This is a genomic window from Pontibacter mangrovi, from assembly GCF_006385705.1.
Taxonomy (GTDB): Bacteria; Bacteroidota; Bacteroidia; order Cytophagales; family Hymenobacteraceae; genus Pontibacter; species Pontibacter mangrovi.
The window spans coordinates 80,636-102,474 of the sequence record NZ_VFRQ01000009.1 but is presented as its reverse complement, the minus strand read 5'-3'; the positions used below and the strand labels follow the sequence as shown (position 1 = coordinate 102,474).

Annotated in this window: 16 protein-coding genes; 6 read left to right on the top strand and 10 right to left on the bottom strand. The window is 53.5% G+C overall.

Going from position 1 to position 21,839, the window contains the following annotated elements; all coding sequences use genetic code 11:
• Window positions 1-22: 22 nt before the first annotated feature.
• From FJM65_RS16270 to FJM65_RS16260, 3 genes are all read right to left on the bottom strand, one after another.
• Complete coding sequence (locus FJM65_RS16270; protein WP_140622615.1) at window positions 23-892, bottom strand: TraB/GumN family protein; 870 nt, start codon at window positions 890-892, stop codon at window positions 23-25.
• A gap of 287 nt (window positions 893-1,179) precedes the next feature.
• On the bottom strand, window positions 1,180-3,690 hold the full coding sequence (locus FJM65_RS16265; RefSeq protein ID WP_140622614.1) for a PspC domain-containing protein: 2,511 nt from the start codon (window positions 3,688-3,690) through the stop codon (window positions 1,180-1,182).
• A 2-nt stretch (window positions 3,691-3,692) separates the two neighbouring features.
• A complete protein-coding gene (locus tag FJM65_RS16260; protein WP_140622613.1) occupies window positions 3,693-4,031 on the bottom strand; it encodes a PadR family transcriptional regulator in 339 nt (112 codons plus the stop codon).
• A 284-nt stretch (window positions 4,032-4,315) separates the two neighbouring features.
• Between FJM65_RS16260 and FJM65_RS16255 the strand changes: the two genes are divergently transcribed.
• Together FJM65_RS16255 and porU2 are read left to right on the top strand one after the other, a co-directional pair.
• Window positions 4,316-5,413, top strand: coding sequence for a putative type IX sorting system protein PorV2 (locus FJM65_RS16255; protein ID WP_140622612.1), 1,098 nt, complete (start codon window positions 4,316-4,318; stop codon window positions 5,411-5,413).
• 41 nt (window positions 5,414-5,454) lie between these two features.
• A complete protein-coding gene (gene porU2 / locus FJM65_RS16250; RefSeq protein WP_181163750.1) occupies window positions 5,455-10,464 on the top strand; it encodes a putative type IX secretion system sortase PorU2 in 5,010 nt (1,669 codons plus the stop codon).
• A 78-nt stretch (window positions 10,465-10,542) separates the two neighbouring features.
• On the opposite strand, the gene FJM65_RS16245 is transcribed toward porU2, so the two are convergent.
• Genes FJM65_RS16245 through FJM65_RS16235 form a run of 3 tightly spaced genes read right to left on the bottom strand, consistent with a single transcriptional unit; the run spans window position 10,543 to window position 13,181 of the window.
• Window positions 10,543-11,028, bottom strand: a complete 486-nt coding sequence (locus FJM65_RS16245; RefSeq protein ID WP_140622610.1) for a dihydrofolate reductase — start codon at window positions 11,026-11,028, stop codon at window positions 10,543-10,545.
• A gap of 3 nt (window positions 11,029-11,031) precedes the next feature.
• Window positions 11,032-11,958 carry a methionyl-tRNA formyltransferase gene (gene fmt, locus FJM65_RS16240; RefSeq protein ID WP_140622609.1) on the bottom strand — a complete coding sequence of 309 codons (927 nt, stop codon included), beginning with the start codon at window positions 11,956-11,958 and terminating at the stop codon, window positions 11,032-11,034.
• A gap of 2 nt (window positions 11,959-11,960) precedes the next feature.
• Window positions 11,961-13,181 (bottom strand): exo-beta-N-acetylmuramidase NamZ family protein, encoded by a 1,221-nt coding sequence (locus FJM65_RS16235; RefSeq protein ID WP_140622608.1) that lies wholly within the window; start codon window positions 13,179-13,181, stop codon window positions 11,961-11,963.
• Window positions 13,182-13,247: 66 nt separating this feature from the next.
• On the opposite strand from FJM65_RS16235, the gene FJM65_RS16230 reads away from it, so the two are divergent.
• Window positions 13,248-14,456 carry an ABC transporter permease gene (locus tag FJM65_RS16230; protein WP_140622607.1) on the top strand — a complete coding sequence of 403 codons (1,209 nt, stop codon included), beginning with the start codon at window positions 13,248-13,250 and terminating at the stop codon, window positions 14,454-14,456.
• Between the two features lie 77 nt (window positions 14,457-14,533).
• Here the strand turns inward: FJM65_RS16230 and FJM65_RS16225 are convergent, their stop codons facing one another.
• The 3 genes from FJM65_RS16225 to FJM65_RS16215 form a co-directional block, all read right to left on the bottom strand.
• A complete protein-coding gene (locus FJM65_RS16225; RefSeq protein ID WP_140622606.1) occupies window positions 14,534-15,379 on the bottom strand; it encodes a mechanosensitive ion channel family protein in 846 nt (281 codons plus the stop codon).
• Between the two features lie 87 nt (window positions 15,380-15,466).
• Window positions 15,467-16,174: a peptidoglycan DD-metalloendopeptidase family protein gene (locus FJM65_RS16220; RefSeq protein ID WP_140622605.1), complete on the bottom strand. Its 708-nt coding sequence runs from the start codon at window positions 16,172-16,174 to the stop codon at window positions 15,467-15,469.
• A gap of 51 nt (window positions 16,175-16,225) precedes the next feature.
• Entirely contained in the window at window positions 16,226-16,795 is a 570-nt protein-coding gene (locus FJM65_RS16215) for an HNH endonuclease (protein WP_140622604.1), read from the bottom strand.
• 255 nt (window positions 16,796-17,050) lie between these two features.
• Between FJM65_RS16215 and FJM65_RS16210 the strand changes: the two genes are divergently transcribed.
• The 3 genes from FJM65_RS16210 (at window position 17,051) to FJM65_RS16200 (ending at window position 20,889) form a co-directional block, all read left to right on the top strand.
• On the top strand, window positions 17,051-18,136 hold the full coding sequence (locus tag FJM65_RS16210) for a ferredoxin--NADP reductase (RefSeq protein ID WP_140622603.1): 1,086 nt from the start codon (window positions 17,051-17,053) through the stop codon (window positions 18,134-18,136).
• A gap of 110 nt (window positions 18,137-18,246) precedes the next feature.
• Complete coding sequence (locus FJM65_RS16205; protein ID WP_140622602.1) at window positions 18,247-19,980, top strand: M3 family oligoendopeptidase; 1,734 nt, start codon at window positions 18,247-18,249, stop codon at window positions 19,978-19,980.
• 111 nt (window positions 19,981-20,091) lie between these two features.
• Entirely contained in the window at window positions 20,092-20,889 is a 798-nt protein-coding gene (locus tag FJM65_RS16200; RefSeq protein ID WP_140622601.1) for a copper resistance protein NlpE N-terminal domain-containing protein, read from the top strand.
• 131 nt (window positions 20,890-21,020) lie between these two features.
• Here the strand turns inward: FJM65_RS16200 and FJM65_RS16195 are convergent, their stop codons facing one another.
• Entirely contained in the window at window positions 21,021-21,599 is a 579-nt protein-coding gene (locus FJM65_RS16195) for a TetR/AcrR family transcriptional regulator (RefSeq protein ID WP_181163749.1), read from the bottom strand.
• Window positions 21,600-21,839: the final 240 nt, after the last annotated feature.

The window sequence follows — 21,839 nt, the reverse complement described above, 5'->3', positions numbered from 1 at the left end:
AACGCCCACTCCCGCTAGTGCTTTACTCTAATTCACAGCGTATTGCCTCGGCCTGCATTGGCACGTGATTCCGGCCGACCACGGCCAACACACGCTCCCCTTGCTGTACTGCTTCCGTCAAGATTCTGTACATGTGTAAGTTACGGAAATCGCTGCTGTGGGTGTTTATTTCGTTAGTAAAGTTGCCGCCTGTTTCCTTACCGTCTTTGAGGGGATCGAACCAATGAGCGGGCGCCTGCCACCATTCGCCTTGCCTTGCCCAATATTTCTCAAAAGCAGGTTGCAGCGAGGCCGTGTCGGGCAGTACACCTGCCAATGCCGGAATCAGCTGGTCGGCCTTGGGCAGTAGCTGGGCGATGGCCTCTTTGATCTCTTCCTCGTTCATGCCCTTGCGCTCGCGCAGCCTGCTGGCCTCCCGAAGTATAAAAAACAGTTTGACCTGCTCTGGCGTGAACTTTTCGAGCGAGAGCAGGTAGTCTACCTCCTCCTGCGGCCCTGGCTCCAGGCTTCGGGTCTTTATGCCGCTGGCTTTAGCTAGATACCGCACATACCCTGACTCTCCCAACTGGCTTATTGTTTCCTGTTCTGTAGCGGCTATGCCTCTGTCTGGTCCCTCAAAAAAGGCAATGGTGGGATGCAGCGCCTCCCAGTTTTCTTTTATGATCTGAAACTGGCTGTGAGAGGTATCAGTGGAATGCTCTGCGCCCAAATAGCGTAGTTTGCCGCCGGTGGGCGTGTCTATGCTTAGATTCCACGCAGTAGCAGGAGTTTGTTGCCATGTTTTATAACGCAGTATCTTATGGTGGCATGGTGCTTCTTGTGCGCAAACTTTAGCCTCAGGAAGTATAGCGGCAGCTGCTGTTGCGAGCAGCAAAAGTATAGGCTTTTTCATGCAGTGTTTACTTTAAGAAATCTGTACTAGGGAAAGTATAAGGCAAGGGGTGCGGCTGAAAAGCAGGCGGGGGAGGAGAGGGAGACGGAGCCGAGACCTTTTTACATGAAGTATAAAAGTCCGGGGCTCCGCCAATTCACTCAAACAACTAAACAAACATTATCTACAATGTATGGCTATAACGGCCGTATAATTATTTTAGTATAAAGTTTTATTTTGTACTAAGGGCACTTGCGAGGCAAAATCAGACCAGAACTATACTTCCTCGCCTGACTTTGCTCCAAAAATTAGCGACGCTTTACGCTGCTTGGGCCAGAAGTGTCGATAATGGTATCTTCCGGGTTGCCGCGGTACACGATGCGGCTGGTGCCGGAGGCGTCGGCACGCAGGGTTTTGGTGGCGTATACTTCGGCCACCCCGGCTCCGGTCACATCCACGTCAACAAAGCGAGCTTCCAGGTTATCAGCGTCTACGCCGCAGGCTCCGGTGGCATCAAGCTCAAAGCGGTCGGCTTTGCCGGTAAACTTGCTGATGGTGGCACCAGAGGCATCCACGCGCAGGTTGCGCACATCCACATTGGCCACTGTCTGTATCGCACCCGAGAAATTCATGCGCAAATCGTCTGCCCTCAGGCTTCCCAAGTCAGCCTTGATGGCGCCGTTCAGTTCAATGTTATCAAGGTTGGGAGCAGTGATCTGAATCAGCACAGGCTTGCGGTCATCAAAAATGCTGAAGAACTTCTCCTCCGTGCTGATCTCCAGCTCATTCCCGCTCAGGTCCATTTCGATGCGGTTCATCGCTTTGTCCTCGGCGCGTACCTGCACGCTGTAGTCGTTGCCCTGGCGCAGCTGCACATGGTAAGGCCCGCTGATGGTAAGGCGGTTGAAGTCGCGGAAGTTAAAGCTGCGGACGTTGCTGCTGTACTCGCTCTCGTCCAACAGCACCCTGCCGTTCATCTCAATCGAGCTGTGCTCCTCATCCATGTCCACATGCATGCTAAACTCCTCTTCCGTGTCTGTGTCCAGGGTATCGGAGGCGCAGGTAAGGCAGGTTAGGCGGTCTCCGCTCACTTGCCAGGTGTTACGAGCAATCTTTTCGCGGCTGTAGTCGCCTTCCAGCGCGGCGCTGGGCAGCAGGTAGGTAAAGTCGCGGGTGAGGCGCAGCGGCTTGTCTTTGGGCAACTGCAGCACCAGGCTAAGCTCCTGCTTGCGGAAGGTTGCCCCCGGCTTAAACTCATAGCTGTCGTCAAAACGCAGGGTCGAGTCCTTCAGCACAACGTTATAGGAGATCATGCGGGCGTTTTCCTTGGCCTCTTCCTCGGTGCGGCCTTTTGCCTCCGTTCGCTGCAGGATCTGCACATCCGGTCCATTGCCTTCCTTTACTTCAATGTATACATTGTCATAGTCCAGGCCGGTGTCGTAGGCATCCAGCGTAAGCGTCTTGATGTCTCCTGCCGGCACGGTTTTAGTCGTTACCACTTCGCCGGTGCGGCGGAAATTGCCGCTGAACATAACGATCGTAGCGATCATGGTGAACAGTGCCACCAGCCACACGCCAAACATCGACCAGCCTACAATCGGCTTCATGAAGGTTCGCTTTATCAGCAGGCTTAGCCCCAGCACGATCAGCAGTAGAAGCGGAATGAGCCCTACAAAGAAGCCTGCCACCAATCCGAGCCTGGGAAAGCCCCCGAGAAACACGGAGGCCGGAAAATCACCAAGGTTTACATACTGTGCTTCATCAACAAGGCCAAGTGAAACGAAAAACGTGGTGAACAGGGCAATGGTAAGGCCAATAGACACCACCAGAAGTATAACACCGGCCGAAATACGTATCAGGGTTACCAGAAAAGCCAGCACTGGGCCCAGCGCACGGCCAAGCCAGTTAATGACCTGCGCTACCAGGCGGATGGGCAGTAGGATGAGCTTTGCCAGCGTGCTTTCCTCGCCGTTGCTGTCGCGCATGTTCAGGTTGTCCTTCAGCGTTCTCTCAATGCCCGCCAGCGTTACGGGGTCGCCCTGCATTTGCATGCGCTCGGTCAGGGTAACGGCCTCGGGCATGGCGATCCAGAGCACGATGTAGGCGATGATGCCGAAGCCGCCAAGGAAGATCGATATCAGGAACAGCAGGCGAACCACCGCCACATCGATGCCAAAGTACTTGGCGATGCCAGAGGATACACCGGCCAGCTTTTTGTCGTCCGGGTCGCGGAAGAGTTTGCGCACCTTTGTTTCAGGCAGCACCGCGCTTTCGGGCATGGCAATCCAAAGGACAACATAAATGATAACTCCCGTGGCGGCAGAAATGCCCGCCGAAGCGATGCCTAACAGCACCAGCAACACAAAGAACAGGCGTATCCAGAGCGGGTCGATACTCAGATAGTTGGCAATGCCTGAGGAAACCCCGGCTATGACCTTGTTGTTGAGGTCGCGGTACAGTTTTTTAGGGCCTGCAGCGGCCTGCGCTGCCTCCGGTCCAGCGGCAGCTCCAGTTCCGGCGCTACCGGAGGTATAGGCTTCTTCCTCCAAGGCTTCCTCTACCTCAAAGTCTGTTACATTGCCCATGCGCACGATCAGGTACTGCACGTCCTCCTGCGTGATCACCTGCTTTGCCGGCGAGACCCTGCCAGAAAAGATCTCGGCGATACGGGCCTCAATGTCTGCTACAATCTCCTCGTGGCCCTCATAGTTAGAAAAGTATGTTCTGATAGAGGCGAGGTAGCGGCTAAGCTGCTCATACCCATCTTCCTCAATCTGGAAAATGATGCCTTGCAAGTTTATACTTATGTTCTTTTTCATGATTACTGGGCTTTCTTGTTTCGGATAATGTATTCTGTGGAGTCAACTAGCTCGGACCAGGTTTGCCGGAGTTGGTCCAGAAACGCTTTGCCGGTGTCGGTGAGGCGGTAATACTTTCGTGGCGGGCCGGAGGTGGACTCGACCCAGTTGTATTCCAGAAGCTGCGCGTTCTTCAGGCGGGTGAGCAGGGGGTAGAGCGTACCCTCCACAACGATCATTTTGGCCGCTGTGAGCTCTTCTAGCATATCAGACGCATAAACTTCACCACGAGAGATAATCTCCAGGATGCAGAATTCCAGAATTCCCTTCCGCATCTGCACTTGTGTGTTTTCTACTTTCATGATGATTCCGTTATAATGTTGAGGCAAAGATATAATAAGGTACTATGTAACGCAAGGTACTGTTTAAATTTCTTTACGCCCTTTTTTTAGAATGGTTTTGCCGGTGGGGCAATTATTATTTTAAATGATTAATTTTGGATAAAATAAAATGGAGCCGGAGTCAACTAAAAAATCGCGCCTCGTGTTAAGGAAGGGCAAAAAATGCCTTAGGAGCTTATTTAGGCCAACTTTGGTAAGTACAAAATAAAAAAACCGATTTCTGATAATAACCTTTACTACCAAGCATGAAAGATTTTCTGCTTCGCTGCCTGCTCGCGGCTCTTTTTCTGCTGACCTGGTCGGCGGCCGAGGCCCAGGTATCCACCCCGAAGTATAGCAATGAGTTTCTGAACCTGGGCGTAGGCGCCAGGGCGCTGGGGATGGGCAATGTGCAGTCGGCGCTGGCCGAGGATGCCACTGCCGGTTACTGGAACCCTGCCGGCCTGCTGCGCCTGCCCAACAAGTATAACGTGAGCCTGATGCACTCGGAGCTCTTTGCCGGCATCGCCAAAAACGACTTCGGCAGCTTTGCCATGCCCCTGGACTCCAGCAGTGCTCTGGCTGTATCCATAATAAGAGTAGGGGTGGATGATATTGCCGACACCCGCCGCCTGCAGAACGAGTATGGCTACATTCAATACGACAGCATCCGCTTCTTCTCAGTGGCCGATTACGCCATGCTGCTCTCCTATGCCCGCAAGAGCAACCTGATCGAGGGGCTTCAATTGGGGGCGAGCGCTAAAATCATTTACCGCAATGTGGGCGACTTTGCCGATGCCTACGGCTTTGGCATTGATGCCGGGGCGCAGCTGCAGCGCGGCAACTGGCAGTTTGGCCTGATGGCCAAAGATATCACCACCACCTTTACCGCCTGGACGCACAACGTGGACGAACTGGAGGAGGCTTACCTGCAAACCGGAAACGACCTGCCTGAAAATACCACCGAGCTCACCCTGCCGCGCGTTATACTTGGCGTGGGCCGTTCCTTCCGGTTTACCGATGATTTTACGGCCATGCTGGCCACGGACATTGATTTTACCTTTGACGGCAAGCGCAACGTGCTGCTAAAGTCAGACCCGGTTTCTGTAGACCCGCATATCGGCCTGGAGCTAGCCTATGCCAATTCTGTTTTTGTAAGGGCCGGCCTCAACAACATACAGGAGACGCAGCGCTTTGACGGTACTACCCAGAAGCATGTGCAGCCAAACTTTGGCGTGGGTATAAAAACAGGTGGCTTAAACCTGGATTTGGCCCTTTCGCGCATCAATAACGGAGAAAACAATGCCGTGGGCAGCGAAAATACCTCTTCTGTCATCGTCTCCCTCGGTTATTCCTTTGATTAATTTAGAACGTTCCGCATCAGCACATAGAATAGATGAATAGTATGAAAAGATTTCTGTCGGCTCTATTTCTGGTTCTGCTATACTTGACGGCAGGTACAGCCAAAGCGCAGGAAGTATACGGTAACGAATGGATTGACTATTCTAAAACCTACCATAAGCTGCAGGTAACCGAAACGGGCCTGTATAAGCTGGACTACAATTACCTGCAGCAGCTGGGCCTGGCTAACGTAAACCCGCAGCACCTGCAGCTCTTCCGCCGCGGGAAGGAGCTGGCCATTTACGTGGCTGGCGAAGCCGATGGCAGGCTGGACCAGCAGGACTACCTGGAGTTTTACGGCGAGCGAAACGACGGCGCGCTGGACCAGGAACTGTATAAGAATCCTTCGGACCAGGCGCACCAGCTCTACAGCATGTACACCGATACAGCTGCTTATTTTCTGACTGTGAACCCGGCCGGCAACAACAAGCGCATGCGGGAGGTGAACCCCAGCCCCAATGGTCTGACGCCGGAGCCTTACCACTGGGCGAAGGCCTTGCTGTTGCAGACAACCAACTATAGCTATGGCCCAACCTATTCTTCCAGCAGGATGTCCTGGATGGATAAAGCAGAGGGCTTCACATCCGTCATAAACAACAAAAAAAAGACTTTCACGGTAACCGGCATCACAAACGCAGAACCCACCGGTCCGGCACCAAAACTGGACTTAACCATCGTTGGGCCCTATGACGGGAAACATAAAGTGGAAGTGAGCTCTGTGAATGGCACTGCGCGCTTGTTAGCTACGGTAGAATTTCCCGCAAACAGTTACAGCCGCTCATCCCATAGCTTAAGTTTCACGGATATAAACCTGGCGGAAGGAAAGCTGCCGCTGCAGTTCGTGTCTTATGCCGTTAACACAGAAAGCCCGACAGACTATGGGGTAAGCTATGCCGAGGTTACCTTCCCGCAAAAGGGTATTTATACCCAAAACAACACGGTGGTGTTTACGGACTCTTTGCGTGCTTCGCCGCTCTACTACCAGTTTGCCGGAGCGCCCGCCACTGTGGTGGCCTATGATGTAAGCGACCCTTCAAACGTGGTTAAAATCTCGGGGTATGCCAATGGAAACGGCAAAGGCTATGTGCTGGAGCAGGCAGAAACCAGTCACAAGCTTTTGCTCTCCAACACGGCCACACCGCTAACGCCTGCTGCCTATGCTAAAGGCATCAGCTTTAGAAACATACAGCCAGAAAACTTTAACTACCTGATCGTTACGAATAAGCGCTTGATGCGACCAGCCAAGGGTAGCTCGTTGCCTGCTCCGCAGGAGTATGCCGTATATCGCAAATCCCCTGCCGGCGGAGGCTACGATACGCTGCTGGTTTTTGTAAGCGATTTGGTGAACCAGTTCCATTACGGGGAGTTCTCTCCGAATGCGATACGCCGTTTTTCTTCTTTCATGCTTACATCGGCACGGCCTAAGCACATGCTTTTAATGGGCAAAGGCGTGGAAGTGCACGAGCGCAGTTTCTTTAACTACAGAAACCCGGAAGATAGAGCCTATGATCTGGTGCCCACAGCCGGCTTCCCGGCATCTGATGTGCTTTTCTCCGCAGATTTCAGGCATAACAGCTTTGCGCCAAAAATAGCCACGGGGCGTATTTTCTCTACCTCCCCTGAAGAGGTGATCAGCTACCTGAACAAGGTAAAAGAGTATGAGGCAACGCCGGACGGGCTTGCCTGGAGAAAAAATGTCCTTCACTTAAGTGGAGGGCACGCTCCAGACGAGATAAAAAAGTTCGCTGAATACATAGCGAAGTATACAAGCATGGCAGAAGGCCCTTTATTGGGTGCCCGTGTAATTGAGAAAACGAGGCAGAACCTAAGCGATGTGACAGAGCGCCTGGATGTAGCGCCGGAGGTGAACGAGGGGCTCTCTTTAATTACTTTTTTTGGGCACAGCGGAACAGGAGGCGTGGACTTGGATATTGGCCTGGTTTCGAGTGCCGTGAGCAATTACAAGAACAAAGGGAAATACCCCATTATCCTGATGAATGGCTGTAACGTGGGCAATGGCTATCAAAAAAGCAGCCCCTCGTTTGGGGAAGACTGGATAAACACTGCTGATAAAGGGGCCATTGCGTTTATGGCCCAGGTAGCTGCCGGCTATCCCGAGTTGCTTGATTATTATTCGGAGAACTTTTACCAGGTGGCACTGCAGGAGGAGCCCTTCTTTGGGAGCACGATCGGGGAGATACAGCAGGAGGTGATCAAAAGGGAACTGGCGAAAGGAACGTCTTGGTATTGGCTTAATATAGCCATGGTGTACCAGATAGCGCTTCAGGGGGACCCTGCCGTGCGCATGTACGGACCTGAAAAGCCAGATTATCTCATAAAAGAGAATAGCTTTAGCCTGAAAGGGAAAAACGGGGATGCCGGCAGTGCTGTCTCAGATTCTCTGGTGCTTTCCTTTGACGGACAAAACTTCGGCAAAGCCATTCTGCAGCCTATTTATGCATCTGTTAAGAGGACTTTGCCGTCAGGTGAGATTGTTCAAACAGACTCTATACTTGTGGATCCGATCCTGCACACAAGCAGGGTAAGTCTGACACTGCCCAACAAAGGCCTTGAATCAGCGGGCATCAATATCTTTGAAGTTAAGTTGGATAGCCCGGATGCAGTGGAGGAACTGAAAGAGGACAACAATACAGCTGTTTTCCAGAAGTACATTTCAGAAAGCGGACTGGCAGTTGTTTCGCCGCGAAAGTATGGCGTTGTAGGCACAGACAAAGCCACATTGGCGGTGCAGGCAAGTTTGTTCGGCTCTAAAAGAGATGTGTTTTTTCAGGTAGATACTTCTGCTACGTTCAGCAGTCCGTGGCTGAAGTCCACAACGGTGGCAAACACAGGTTTCGCTTCCTGGGAGGTGCCCATGATCAATTCCACGCCGCCTGATAGCACCGTATACTTTTGGCGGGCCCGTTTCAGGGAGTTTCAGCCTGGGGAGGATACTGTTTGGGTGAACAGCTCCTTCCGGCATATCCCGGCGGTAACAGCCGGTTGGTCGCAGAGCCACAAGGGGCAGTTTACGGAAGCCAGCCTGCAGGGCGTGGACTCGCTGGACCAGCAAACGGGCATCTGGAAGCTAAGCACGGTCAGGAAGTTTATAAGTATGAAGACAGTGGGCGGGGAATTACGCTACAAAGAACCGCCGCATGGTTTCTTTATAGACGGTGCGCAGCAGATGAGCTGGCGTTGCGGTTATCCTGCTTATCATCCGTTTCCGCGTTTCTTCCTGGTGGCGTTTAATAATATAACCCTGGAGCCGGTTACCGATTTGCCCGGGGTGCCCCTGTGTTCCTACACGCCGTACTTGTTTGATACCAACAACCTGACGAAGGCGGCCAACGTGGCTAAAATAAAGAAGTTTATCGATGCGGTGCCGGAGGGGTATTACGTGGCGGTGATGTCCATCAACAACGTGCCCTTCGACAACCTGCCTGAGGATGCCAAGGCAGCCTTCAGAAGTATAGGCTCCGAACTGATTGACCAGCTGAAGACCGGTGATCCGTTTGCCATAATGGGGGTAAAAGGTGCTGCCCCCGGCACGGCACAGGAAATGACTTATTCTCCGGAAGAGGCTGAGCGCGATGGTGGGACACCGCGAAATTCCCAGGATATCGTGCTGGATGTGACGCTAAGATCTAACAGAAATGCCGGCACCATCACATCCACAACCATTGGCCCTGCTTTGCGCTGGAAGTCGCTGCACCACAACGTGGTGGATTACGATGGTGGCCAGGACGAATATACGTTAAGCCTGATAGGCATAACTGCCGCAGGCCAGGAAGAAGTGCTGGAGAAAGACATCACGAGCAAGTCGTTGGATATCTCCTCGATCAGCGCCAGCCAGTATCCGAGCCTGAAGCTCTCCTTGTTTGTGTCAGACTCCGTTGCCCGGACGGCGCCACAACTAAAGGAGTGGTTTGTGCTCTATGATCCGCTGCCGGAGGGCATTGTGCGGCCAGACCTTGTAAAGGCTGATGAGGAAGAGCTGACAAAACAGGCTAGTGGCGGTAGGATAAAGGTCCCGATGGCCTTCCAGAACGTATCCACTACCAGCTTTACCGACTCCCTAACAGTAGAGGCTGTGCTTCGTGGCGAGGGGATTTCGGCAACCACATCGCGGTTTAAAATAAAGCCGGTGGAGGCGGGCGAGACGGTGTACTTTGATTACGAGGTGCTGACCGAGCCGCTAGATGGCAACTACACCCTCAGCCTGTATGTGAACCCAGAGCTCTTGCCGGAGCAGGTATTCACGAACAACATTTATGAGGTGAGCTTCAATGTAAAGTCCAAGCTGCACCCGATCATGGATGTTGCTTTCGACGGCATCCATATACTGGACGGCGACATCGTGTCGCCGAGCCCGCTGATCAGCGTGACGGTGAAGGATGAGAACAGCCACGTATTCCTGCAGGACCCGTCTAAAATGTCGCTGGTGCTGCTAACGCCGGAGGAAGGCGATAAGGAAATTGAGTTGATGGATAACCCTGAGGTGGTGTATACACCAGCCACCGAGACAAGTGATTTTAAACTCGAGTATAAACCTGCCCTTTTGCCGGACGGAAAGTATACGCTGCAGGTTCGGGCGCAGGATGCCGCAGGCAGAGATTCGGGTGTTTCGCCTTATAAGATTGGGTTTGAGGTTGTGAGCGAGTCGAGCATTTCGAATTTTTACCCGTTCCCGAATCCGTTCTCTACGAAGACCAATTTCATCTTCACGATTACCGGGAGCACCATTCCGGAGCACATCAAAATCCAGATCCTGACCATTACGGGCAAGGTGGTGAAGGAGATCATGAAGGAGGAGTTGGGGCCGCTGCGCATCGGCAACAACAAAACAGCCTACGCCTGGGACGGTACTGACATGTATGGCGACAAGTTGGCGAACGGCGTGTACCTGTACCGCGTGATCATGAGCAAAGGAGCGGAGGAAATGAAGCACCGCAACACCTTTGGCGACGGCGCCTTTAAAAATGGCTATGGTAAACTCTACATTCTGCGTTAAGCTGCAGCCACAAGTATAAAAAGAGAGGGGCCGCTGATTAAAGCGGCCCCTCTCTTTTTATACTTTTATACGAAATTCCTACCGCTCCAGCGTCAGGAAAGTATAGCTGTACTTGTTTTTCTCGTCAGGGGCATGGTGCTCCTGCGCCTCCACCTGCCACTCATCTTCTGGAAGTTCCGGGAAATAGGCATCACCTTCAAAAGTATGGTGCACGCGCGTCAGGTATACTTTGTCGGTTAGCGGAAGCGCCTGCTTGTATACATTGGCCCCTCCGATTATGCTGACCTGCTCTGGATCCAGTTCCTGTCCTTTGGCGATTGCCTCCTCCAGCGAGTGCACCACGATACACCCCTCTGCTGTAAAGTCTTTTTGCGAGGTGACAATGATGGAGGTGCGGCCTGGCAGCGGCTTTCCAATGGCCTCATAGGTCTTGCGGCCCATGATCATCGGGTGGCCCATGGTGAGGCGCTTGAAGTGCTTCAGGTCAGCGGGCAGGTACCAGATCAGGTCATTGTCTTTCCCGATCACGTTGTTCTCGGCGGCGGCTACTACGATGACGATCATACTTTATACGTCAAATTTATATCCACGCAGCATGTCTTGCACCGGCATACGTTTTTTCCCTTCCATCTGCAGGTCGAGTATAGAAACAGCCCCGACCGCTGTCTGCACGTGCAGATAGGTTTTGTTGTCGGTGTGCACCGTGCCCGGCGCTGAAGTATAGGCTGCGTTTTCGAGCAGTTCGGTTTTATAGATCTTAAAGTTCTTGCCGCTTAGCTTCGTCCAGGCGGCAGGGTAGGGACTGAGGCCGCGGATAAAGTTGCGCACTTGCCCGGCCGGTTGGTCCCAGTTTATCTGGCAGGTGTCTTTGAAGATCTTCGGTGCATGCTTTGTTTCGGCAGAAGTAAACTGCGGCTGTGCCTGCACGTCGCCGCGCTCGATGGCCTGCACCGTGCGCAGCGCCAGGTCAGCGCCTTTATACTTCAGTTTCTCATACAGTGAGCCAAAATCATCTTCCTCCAGAATCGGCACCCGCTCCTGGTAGATCAAATCGCCGGTATCGATCTCGTGCTTTAAGAAAAAGGAGGTGACGCCGGTTTCTTTCTCGCCGTTGATGATGGCCCAGTTAATAGGCGCGGCTCCGCGGTAAGCTGGCAGCAGCGAGGCATGGATGTTAAACGAGCCCAGCTCCGGCATCGCCCATACCACCTCCGGCAGCATCCGGAAAGCCACGATGATCTGCAGGTTCGCCCGGTAGCTGCGTAGCTCCTCCAGGAAAGCCTCTGACTTGAGGTTAGTTGGCTGCAGCACCGGAATCCCCTGCGCCACGGCATATTCCTTTACCGGCGACTGGTTGAGCTTCTGCCCGCGGCCGGCCGGCTTGTCGGGTGCGGTGACAACGGCCACTACCTTATATTTGTGTTCCACGAGTGTCTGCAGGGTAGGCACGGCAAAATCCGGCGTACCCATAAACACAATGCGCAAATCTTTCATTCTTAGTTAAAGTCTGGGTATAGCAAGTACTGCTTACGCATGGTTTTATAGTTGGATAAAGCCGGCTCCCAGCTGGCCCTGATCTCGGCCTCCGTTTTACCTGCTATCACCTGCTCGCGCAGCTTGGTGGTGCCAGCCAGGCGCTCAAAAAAGTTGTTGAAGAACTTCTCCTGGTTAGTGGAGTTTTGGTACATGTCCAGCAGATAGGCTAGGTCAATTTTATCCGCTACTTCCACGTTTGTCAGATCCTTGCCGTAGCACACCTCGTCTTTGTGCGGCGGGTTGGTAGCGCCTGGGGTGCTCACTGGCGTAAAGCTGAAGTCTTTTTTCTGGTAGCTGGGGCTGCCAATCAACTGGAATGGCGTCGGGGTGCCGCGGCCTACGCTTACGTTCGTGCCCTCAAACCAGCAAATGGATGGGTACAGCGCAATGGCCTGTGCGTTTGGCAGGTTCGGGGATGGTTTTACCGGCAGCTCATAAGGCATGGTATGGTCATAGTTGGCCATCGGGATAACCGTCAACTTAGCCTGCACGCCGCCTTTAAGCCATTTCTCGGAGTTAATCATCTTAGCCAGCTCGCCTACGGTAAGGCCGTGCACGATCGGAATTGGGTGCATGCCCACAAATGATTTCTGGTCCATCTCCAGCACAGGGCCGTCAACAAAATGGCCGTTCGGGTTGGGGCGGTCAAGTATAAGGACCTCTTTTCCGTTCTCAGCGGCGGCCTCCATCACGTAGTGCATGGTGCTGATATACGTATAAAAACGGGTGCCCACGTCCTGGATGTCGAACACGAGCACGTCGAGGTCTTTGATCTGCTCAGGCAGCGGTTTTTTGTTACTTCCGTAAAGCGAGATGATCGGGAGTCCGGTCTTGGGGTCGTTGCCGTCATTGATGTGGGCGCCCGCGTCAGCCTCACCCCGGAACCCGTGCTCCGGCGCAAAGATCGTTTTTATCTCCACGCCGCGGCTCAGCAGCGTATCGACCAGGTGCGTATCGCCAATGGTAGAGGTTTGGTTAACGATCATACCCACGCGCTTGCCCTGCAGCGCAGGCAGGTATAAATCCAACTGCTCAGCGCCCATTTGCAGGGGTTCGGCCTGTTGAGGGGCAGTGGCTGGGGCGGAAGTTTGGGAAGGTGCCGTAGCAGGCACTTGTTTCTGGTTGCAGCCGCCAAACGACAGCAGCAGCGAAGCTGAGAGTAAGAGGTAAGGGTGTGTCATTGTTTTTCTGAGGTAGAAGTCAAAATTCATACCTATCTTTAAGGCCATTAATCTGATTTTAGGCGAGTGAACATCTCCAAATACATATCCGATAAAATATCAGAAGTGCAGACCGGCTCATTTACGCAGTCGGTTACAAAAATAGCAATTATAAGCATAGCCGCAGGCATTGCCATCATGATTGTGTCTTTTGCCATACTGGAGGGGTTCCGGAACGAGATCCGTGAGAAGATTTTTAGCTTCGGTGCGCACCTGCAAATCAGCAAGTACGACACGAATAACTCCTACGAAGGCGCCCCGATCAGCAATAACATCGGCGTTTCCGATACGATAGCGGGTGTTAAAAAAATCCAGTCTTTCGCGCGCAAAACTGCGATCATCAAGACCGAGGATGAGGTGCTGGGCGTGGTGGTGAAAGGCGTGGGCAAGAACTATGACCTGACGGCCATGCAGCATAACCTGGAGGACGGGCAGCTGATCGCCTTTAACGACTCCGCCTCCTCCCTGGACGTGCTGCTGAGCCAAAGTATAGCCAATAAGCTACGTTTAGGCGTGGGAGACGAGGCTATCTTTTACTTTATCCAGAACCCGCCCCGGGCGCGAAAGCTGCGGGTGAGCGGCATCTATAAAACCGGCCTGGAAGAGTTTGACGATGTGTTTGTGATTGGCGACATCAAACTGATACGGGAGCTCAATAACTGGCCGGACACGCTCTCGGGTGGCGTGGAGGTGGTGGTGACGGACTTCCAGGAGATAGACCAGGTGGCCAACCGCGTGTTTGAAAGCATGAACTATGACCTGCAGCTGGAGAAGATCACCGACCGGCACGCGCAGCTGTTCGACTGGCTGAAGCTCCTGCAGAAGAACGTGGTGATCTTTCTGATCCTCATTATCTTTGTGGCGACCTTTAACATGGTTTCCACGGTGTTTATCATGATCATCGAGCGGATTAACATGATTGGCGTGCTGAAAGCGGTAGGCGCCACCGATGCGCAGATACGGCAGGTGTTTTACTTCCGGGGGCTGCGGCTGACGCTGAAAGGCATGCTCTGGGGAAACATTATCGGCCTGGGCTTCTGCGCCATCCAGTACTACTTTGAGCTGATACCGCTGGACCCGGAAAACTACTACATGGACCGCGTGCCGATCAGCTGGAATTTTGGGATGGTGGTGATCCTGAACGTGCTGACGCTGGTGCTTACGATGCTGGCCATCCTTATTCCTGCCGCCATGATTGCCCGCATTAAGCCGGTGAGAGCGATAAAGTTTGATTGATGCTGCTCTAAAAGCAAAAAAGCGTGGGGCTCTTCCAAACAGGAGGAGCCCTAAACTTTTTTTAATGTATACTTTGTTTAAACCCCTGCAGCTACTTGTCCGTTGCTGCCGCTTGGCGAGAGCACCTCGCGCCGAGGCACAGGCAAGGCAATGTGGTTTTGCTCGAAGGCAGCTTTCGCCCGCTCATTCATGTCCCAGAACAGGCCCCAATAATCCTCGCGCTTGCACCAGATGCGGGTACTGATGGTGATAGAGTGCTCGGCAAAATTGGTCACTACAATGGCCGGAGCCGGTTCTTTGAGGATGCGATCATCCTGGCTGATGAGCTCCTGTAGCAGCTGCCGCACCTTACCGATGTCATTGTTCACAGAAACCGTATAAAGCAACTCCACGCGGCGTGTGGCCTCCACAGAGTAGTTTACCACCACGGTAGAGGCCAGCGGGCCGTTGGGCATGTAAATCGTTTTATTGTCGGCCGTTTTCAGCACGGTGTTGAAGATGTTGATGAGCTGCACGGTGCCGCCCTGGCCTTGCGCCTCAATATAATCGCCCACCCGGAACGGCTTGATGGTAAGGATGAGCACCCCGCCGGCAAAATTGGAGAGGCTGCCCTGCAGCGCCAGGCCAATGGCCAGACCGGCAGAGCCCAGCACGGCAATAAAGGAGGTCATCTCCACGCCTAGCTGCGCGATTACCAGCACAAGCAGCAGCACCCACAGCGTGATGTTCAGGATACTGGTCAGGAAGGGGCGCAGTGACTCGTCCACGCCTTTGCGCAGCATCATGGTATTGATAAGGGTCTTCAGGCGCTTTATCACCCAGGTGCCAATGACCAGTATAACAGCTGCCACTAACAGCTTAAAGCCATACAGCACGGCAAAGTTTACAATCATTTCGCGGATGGAATCGAAATCCAAAACCATAGAAGTTAAATGTTAAAGTGTAAAAATTAGCGGGGCCTGTGCCCCATTGTATGCTTGAGTTCCTTGAATTATGTGTTTACCTCCGTTTTAACGGGGGGCCATGAGGCAGTTGCACTGCAGGATGAGGTTTGGGTTGGGGCAGAGCAGTTCATACTTGCTGCGCTCGGCAGTGGTGGCCACGCCTGGAAAGTCACCATACTTGTCGCCCATGTCAGCGATGATCTGGAAGTGCAGGTGAGGTGGCCAGTGGCCGTTCTCGGGGTAGGGGCCTACCTCGGCAATTTTCTGGCCTTTGGCAAAAGACTGCCCCGCTTGCAGGTTATGCAGGGACGTTCGGCTCAGGTGCCCGTACAAAGTATAAAAGGTTACTCCCTCCAGCTCGTGCTGCAGAATGATCGTGGGGCCATAGTCCCCGAAGTTGTCATTGTCTTTAAAGCTGTGCAGCGTGGCATCGAGTGGGGCATACACGGCGGTTCCGGCAGGCAGCCATACATCCACGCCCAGGTGCAGGTTGCGGCTTTCGGCCTGCACATCAAAGTGGCGGCTGCGGCGGTAGATAAAGCGGTCTTCCAGGTACCCGCCCACGCCAATGCTTGCCTTCTGCTGGCGCAGCATCTCATTTACGGCGGCGTTAAAGGCATTCGTGTCCTGCAGGTCGGTTTGCTGGAGCAGCTGGTTGGCAGCGGAGAAGTCCAGCGTGCAAACGGCATCCGTGTTAAGGTCGGCATCCAGCACAGGGGCAAAGGCGTGCCGGTGCCGGCTCAGCAGCTCGCTAAGGGTTGTGGTGTTGTTCATAAGCTTGCATGGCAGGCCTGTTAGAGGCCTGCCATGCAAGTTAAAAAGAATTTAGCTTACGGGCGCAGTCTCTTCATCCTCCAGTACCTTCGTAAAGGTCTTCAGGCTCTTGGTTTTGCCAAAAAGCTCCTCCGATTTTCTGCTATAGGCCAGCGCCGCTTCCTGCAGGGTGTCGAAGGTGCCGAGGTTGATGCGCTGCTTGTTATGGTGGATAATGGCACGGTACTTCTGTGCCTCCTTGTGCACGCCGCGCACGCCGAGCTTGTTCTCGGTTTTAGTCGTGTTGCGGACAATCTTGCAGAGCGGTGCCCACTCTAGATTTTCGCGGCGGCAGTCCAGTTTGTTCCCGTTCTTGAAATGAACATACAGCTTCAGATCGCTCTCGGGCTTTTCCAGTAGCTGTTCCCCAATCATCTTGTGCAGGTAAATGGTTTCGTTGCGGTACTTTCCGTTCTTCAGGGGCCAGTTTTTCTGGAAAAAGGCATAGCCGTTGGAGTGGATGCGGAGGTGCTTCAGGAAGTCGATTTGTTGCAGATACGCGTTGTTTTGGATGTAGTCGTATGTAGTGTCGTCTACCACTACCGTTTTTTCACAGTTTTTAAGCGTTAGTTTGTACAGCATGTTGTTGTTTTCATGTTAATGTATTAGCGTTCAATCAAGCAGCAGCGGTCATTTGCGTGTGCCGGTGCGGCATACGGTAAAGTTCAGCTTTTTTTTAATATATTTTACAACTAATATTCAAATTTTTTAATGCATGCCGGGGCTGGCAGCCTAAAAAGTATACGTCACTTTCCGGTAACAGGAGGGATTCTCGTAACTTTCGGCCCCAAAACCAGTTTTAAACCAAGACGAATTAGCGCAATAGCATAACAAGACATGAGTAGCCCTTATCTAAACCTGAAGGTTGTAGACATTACCCACGAAACGGCCGATGCCGCCACCATTCATTTCGAGCACCCCGATAAACAGAATATAACGTACAAGCCAGGCCAGTTCCTGACGCTGATCCTGCCGATAGACGGCAAGGAAGTGCGCCGCTCTTATTCGCTGTGCAGCACGCCAGCCGAGGCGCCGCGCCTGTCGGTAACGGTAAAACGGGTGGCCGGAGGCCTTGTGTCGAACTACATGCTCGATACCCTGCAGGTGGGGCAGGAAGTGAGGGTGATGGAGCCGTTGGGCAACTTTTGCCTGACCTGCGCCCCAACCAACCAGCGCCAGGTGCTACTGTTCGGGGCGGGCAGCGGCATCACGCCGCTCATGTCCATCCTGAAGGCTGTGCTGCGGGAGGAGCCGGGCAGCAAGGTTACCCTGCTCTATGGCAACCGCAACGAGCATTCGGTGATTTTTAAAGAGCAGCTGCAGCAGCTGCAGGCCAGTAACCCGGAGCGACTGCACGTAGAGTATATCTACAGCCAACCCGCCTATGACTGCGAGCACCGCGGGCGCATGAACCAAAGTATGATCCTGCGGATTCTGGAGCGCCTGCGCCTGGCCAGGATCGACAACGCCGTGTATTACATGTGTGGCCCGGCAGGAATGATGGAGGAGGTGCGGCATGCGCTGGATGTGCTGCACGTACCCGCAGACCGCATTTATAGGGAAAGCTTTGTGAGCAGCAGCGCGCAGGATAAACAGGAGGGGCCGCAGCACGGCACTGTGCTTTCGGCAGACGATGGAAGTGAGGTAAGCACGCAAACGGTAAAGGTCATCTACGAAGGAGCAGAGTATAGCTTTACAGTGGAGCCGGACCAAACCATTCTGGAAGCGGCCCTGGAGCAGAACATCGACCTGCCGTACTCTTGCCAGGCGGGCCTTTGCACCGCCTGCCGCGGCAAGTGCCTGAGCGGGAAAGTATACCTGGACGAAAGCGATGGCCTGTCGGAGGCAGAGATGGAGGAGGGCTATACCCTGAACTGCGTTGGCCACCCCTTAACGCCCGATGTGGTGATAGAGATCGGCTAAGCGATACGTTTTTAAGGGCAGCGGCATGGCTTTTTATGGCTGGCTGCCCATTCCTTTTGCACTTTCGTAAGAAGTAGCTATATTGTACTTCTGAAATACACACGGATACAATGACCACAAAACAAACGACAGAGCTCACTATACCCAAGCGCAAGCCGCGCACCTACCTTTCAGAGGATTTTAAGGTAGAGCAATGGGAAACCATAAAGCCATACTTTGAAGAACTGAAGACCCGGGACCTGAACAGCGTACAAGAGCTGGAAAAGTGGATGCAGGACCGCAGCGAGCTGGAGAGCGTGCTTTCCGAAGACCTGGGCTGGCGCTACATCCGCATGACCTGCGACACGCAGAACGAGGAAACCACCCAGGCCTTCCAATACTTTATCTCGGAAATAGAGCCCAACATCGCGCCCCTGGACCATGAACTGAACCTGAAGCTGATGCACTCGCCTTACGTGAACGGGCTCGACCAGGAAAAGTATAAAATATACCTGCGGGGCGTGGAGCGCGCGCTGGAAATTTTCCGGGAAGAGAACATCCCACTGCAGACCGAGATCAGCACCAAACAGCAACAGTACGCGGCAGTTACCGGCGCCATGACTGTGACGCTGGACGGTGAGGAAGTAACCCTGCAGCGCGCCGGCGACCGCCTGAAGCGCACCAACCGCACCGAGCGGGAGGAAGCATGGCGTGCCGTACAGGAGCGCCGTTTCCAGGATCGGGAGAAGCTCGACAACCTGTTTAACGACCTGCTGAAGCTGCGCCACCAGGTAGCCACCAACGCTGATTTCGCCAACTTCCGCGATCATATGTTCGCTGCCATGGGCCGTTTTGACTATACACCCCAGGATTGCTTCGATTTTCATACTTCCATTAAGGAGACCATCGTGCCCGTGCTGACGCAGGTGGACGAAGAGCGAAAGGAGAAACTGGGACTGGAGCAGCTGCGCCCCTGGGACCTGGATGTTGACCCAAGCGGCAAGAAGCCGCTGGAGCCTTTTAAAACTGGCGAGGAGCTGCTGAACAAGACGGTGCAGGTGTTTTACAAGCTGGACGTGTTCCTGGGCGACTGCCTGGCGACGATGCGCGAGATGGGGCACCTGGACCTGGAGTCGCGCAAGGGCAAGGCGCCGGGCGGCTATAACTATCCGCTGGATGAGATCGGGGTGCCTTTCATCTTTATGAATGCCACCTCCAGCCTCCGCGATGTGATCACGATGCTGCACGAGGGGGGCCATGCCGTGCACTCCTTCCTTACCCGCGACCTGTCGATGAATTCCTTTAAGCACCCGCCGTCAGAGGTGGCCGAGCTGGCCTCTATGTCGATGGAGCTGATTTCGATGGACTACTGGGACACTTTCTTTGAGGATGAGGATGAACTGCGCCGCGCCAAGAAAACGCACCTGGAAAGCGTGCTGGAGACATTTCCTTGGGTAGCCACCGTGGATAAGTTTCAGCATTGGATATACGAGCATCCGGAGCAGACACAGGAGCAGCGCCACGAGGAGTGGGTGAAGATCTTTGAAACGTTTAACCACAAGACGGTTAGCTGGCAAGGGCTGGAGAAGTATAAACCCTACTTGTGGCAGAAGCAGCTGCACATCTACGAGGTGCCGTTCTACTACATTGAATATGCCATGGCCCAGCTAGGGGCTATTGCCGTCTGGAAAAACTACAAGGAGAATCCGGCCGAGGGGCTTGCCGCTTACAAGCGCGCCCTCAGCCTGGGCTACACCGTTTCCATTGGCGAGGTGTATGAGGCGGCCGGCATTAAGTTCGACTTCAGCACAGACTACATCAAGAGCCTGGTAGATTTTGTGAAAACTGAGATGGAGAAAGTATAAGCTCACGTATAAAGTATAGCAAAGCGCCTCGTTTAGACATAAGCGGGGCGCTTTGTGGTTAAGGCGCTGATTAATCTGAACAGCCTGTAAAGCGGGCGCGTACAGTATAATATGAGAAGAAAGTATAGGGTAGGGTTGTGGCTCGGGGCGATGCTGTTTTATATGGCCAGTTGCACCACAAGTCCCGGAGGTGATGTCTCGACGGAGCCAACCGACGTTGGTGCGGCTAAAACACTTGCGCCTACGGCCCTGGTGGGCACCTGGCGCGGCGTGATTCCCTGTGCCGACTGCCCGGGCATTAACTATAGCCTCAGCCTGAGCGAGAACAACACCTTTGCAGAGACGCTGATGTACCAGGACCGCGACGTGCAGCCTTATACCCGTACCGGCACCTGGCGCATAGCTGATAGCACACTGGAGCTGCTGGGGGATTCGGGAAACGGAGGTATTTCCCGCTTTAGCCTGGCACCGCAGGGCGAGCTGAACATGCTGGACCCGGAAGGCAAGCCCTTTGCCACGTCGCTGGCGCCCATGTACCGGCTGCGCCGTGATACCGCTTTAATAGAGGACAATGCCGCTCTCTGGGACAAAAGGCGGGAAAGGGGGATAGACTTTGTGGCAACAGGCAATGAGCCGGGATGGGTGCTGGAGATAGACCTGGAAGACAGTATCCGCTTCAGAACCCTTCCATCTGAAAGTATACACATAGTTACAGCCGTGCCAGCCCCGGCCGAAAAAGGGAACACAACGACTTACAGCGCTACATCAGCTGCAGGTGAGCTGCAGGTAGAGATACTGGAGCAGCCCTGCGAAGACACCATGTCAGGTAAAATATCGTCGTACCTGGTGCGCGTAAAAGCCAACAGCATGGCATTTAGCGGCTGCGGCACCTACCTGAATTCAAAATAGACATCACGGCGGAACGGGCGAAGGTTTTTATACTTGCCGGATGATCTTTTTAGCGCCAGAAAAAATGCCGGGCTGTGGTGGCAGCCCGGCGGTTAGATAGTTTAGATGGTATTAAGGTGAGCGAAAAAAGGTCAGTGCGGCTGGGTTGGGTAACTCAGGCCATGCAGTAGCATATTTGAAATGTTCTCGGCAATTTCAGCCGGTTTCATCTTTCCGTCAGGCCGGTACCAGGTATGGATCCAGTTCAGCGCCGAGAGTATCGTCAGGACGGCAAACTTCTCGTCAGGTACGTGAAACTCATCGCTAGCAGTGCCTTCCCTGATCATGTCGCGGAAGCGAGCCTCATACCTGTCGCGCAGGTTACGGTAAGTGCTGTGCATCGGCTCACTCAGGTGGCGCCACTCGTAGAGAAAAACCGCTGAGGCCTCCGTGTTCTGCGTCAGCACCCGCACATGGGCAGCGATGGCTTTTTTCAGCCTGCTGGTGGCACAACCGGAGTTGGCTTCGGCGGCATCCAGGGCTTCAAAAAACTCCTGCGCCACCCTAAAGCATACCCGCTGCAGAATCTCCTCCTTCGACTTGATGTGCGAGTAAAGGCTGGCAGCCTCTATGCCCAATTCGTGCGCCAGATCCCGCATCGATGTGGCCGCATACCCTTTTGTTCTAAAAAGAGAGGTAGCCGTTCGCTCGATCTGTTGTTTTCTGTTCAAAGGATTCTGGGACACTTCCATTTCAAAAATAGTCAACCTAACGTTTGTTAGCAAATTTATTTTTTGGATAACTGGCATACTTTAACTCCGGCCCATACTTGCTTTATCCTGGCTGCTTTGGTGGCGTTTATACGCTGACGGAATTTATGCAGCGTTGCCAGCCTTCTTGCGTATACCTGAGCACAAGGTTATATTTATCTCCATACTTCAATATAACGTATCATGACTGACCTGACAAAT

Coding starts and splice junctions, on each gene's coding strand:
- FJM65_RS16270 (WP_140622615.1), bottom strand. CDS start 892: ATGAAAAAGCCTATACTTTTGCTGCTCGCAACAGCAGCTGCCGCTATA.
- FJM65_RS16265 (WP_140622614.1), bottom strand. CDS start 3,690: ATGAAAAAGAACATAAGTATAAACTTGCAAGGCATCATTTTCCAGATT.
- FJM65_RS16260 (WP_140622613.1), bottom strand. CDS start 4,031: ATGAAAGTAGAAAACACACAAGTGCAGATGCGGAAGGGAATTCTGGAA.
- FJM65_RS16255 (WP_140622612.1), top strand. CDS start 4,316: ATGAAAGATTTTCTGCTTCGCTGCCTGCTCGCGGCTCTTTTTCTGCTG.
- porU2 (WP_181163750.1), top strand. CDS start 5,455: ATGAAAAGATTTCTGTCGGCTCTATTTCTGGTTCTGCTATACTTGACG.
- FJM65_RS16245 (WP_140622610.1), bottom strand. CDS start 11,028: ATGATCGTCATCGTAGTAGCCGCCGCCGAGAACAACGTGATCGGGAAA.
- fmt (WP_140622609.1), bottom strand. CDS start 11,958: ATGAAAGATTTGCGCATTGTGTTTATGGGTACGCCGGATTTTGCCGTG.
- FJM65_RS16235 (WP_140622608.1), bottom strand. CDS start 13,181: ATGACACACCCTTACCTCTTACTCTCAGCTTCGCTGCTGCTGTCGTTT.
- FJM65_RS16225 (WP_140622606.1), bottom strand. CDS start 15,379: ATGGTTTTGGATTTCGATTCCATCCGCGAAATGATTGTAAACTTTGCC.
- FJM65_RS16220 (WP_140622605.1), bottom strand. CDS start 16,174: ATGAACAACACCACAACCCTTAGCGAGCTGCTGAGCCGGCACCGGCAC.
- FJM65_RS16215 (WP_140622604.1), bottom strand. CDS start 16,795: ATGCTGTACAAACTAACGCTTAAAAACTGTGAAAAAACGGTAGTGGTA.
- FJM65_RS16210 (WP_140622603.1), top strand. CDS start 17,051: ATGAGTAGCCCTTATCTAAACCTGAAGGTTGTAGACATTACCCACGAA.
- FJM65_RS16205 (WP_140622602.1), top strand. CDS start 18,247: ATGACCACAAAACAAACGACAGAGCTCACTATACCCAAGCGCAAGCCG.
- FJM65_RS16200 (WP_140622601.1), top strand. CDS start 20,092: ATGAGAAGAAAGTATAGGGTAGGGTTGTGGCTCGGGGCGATGCTGTTT.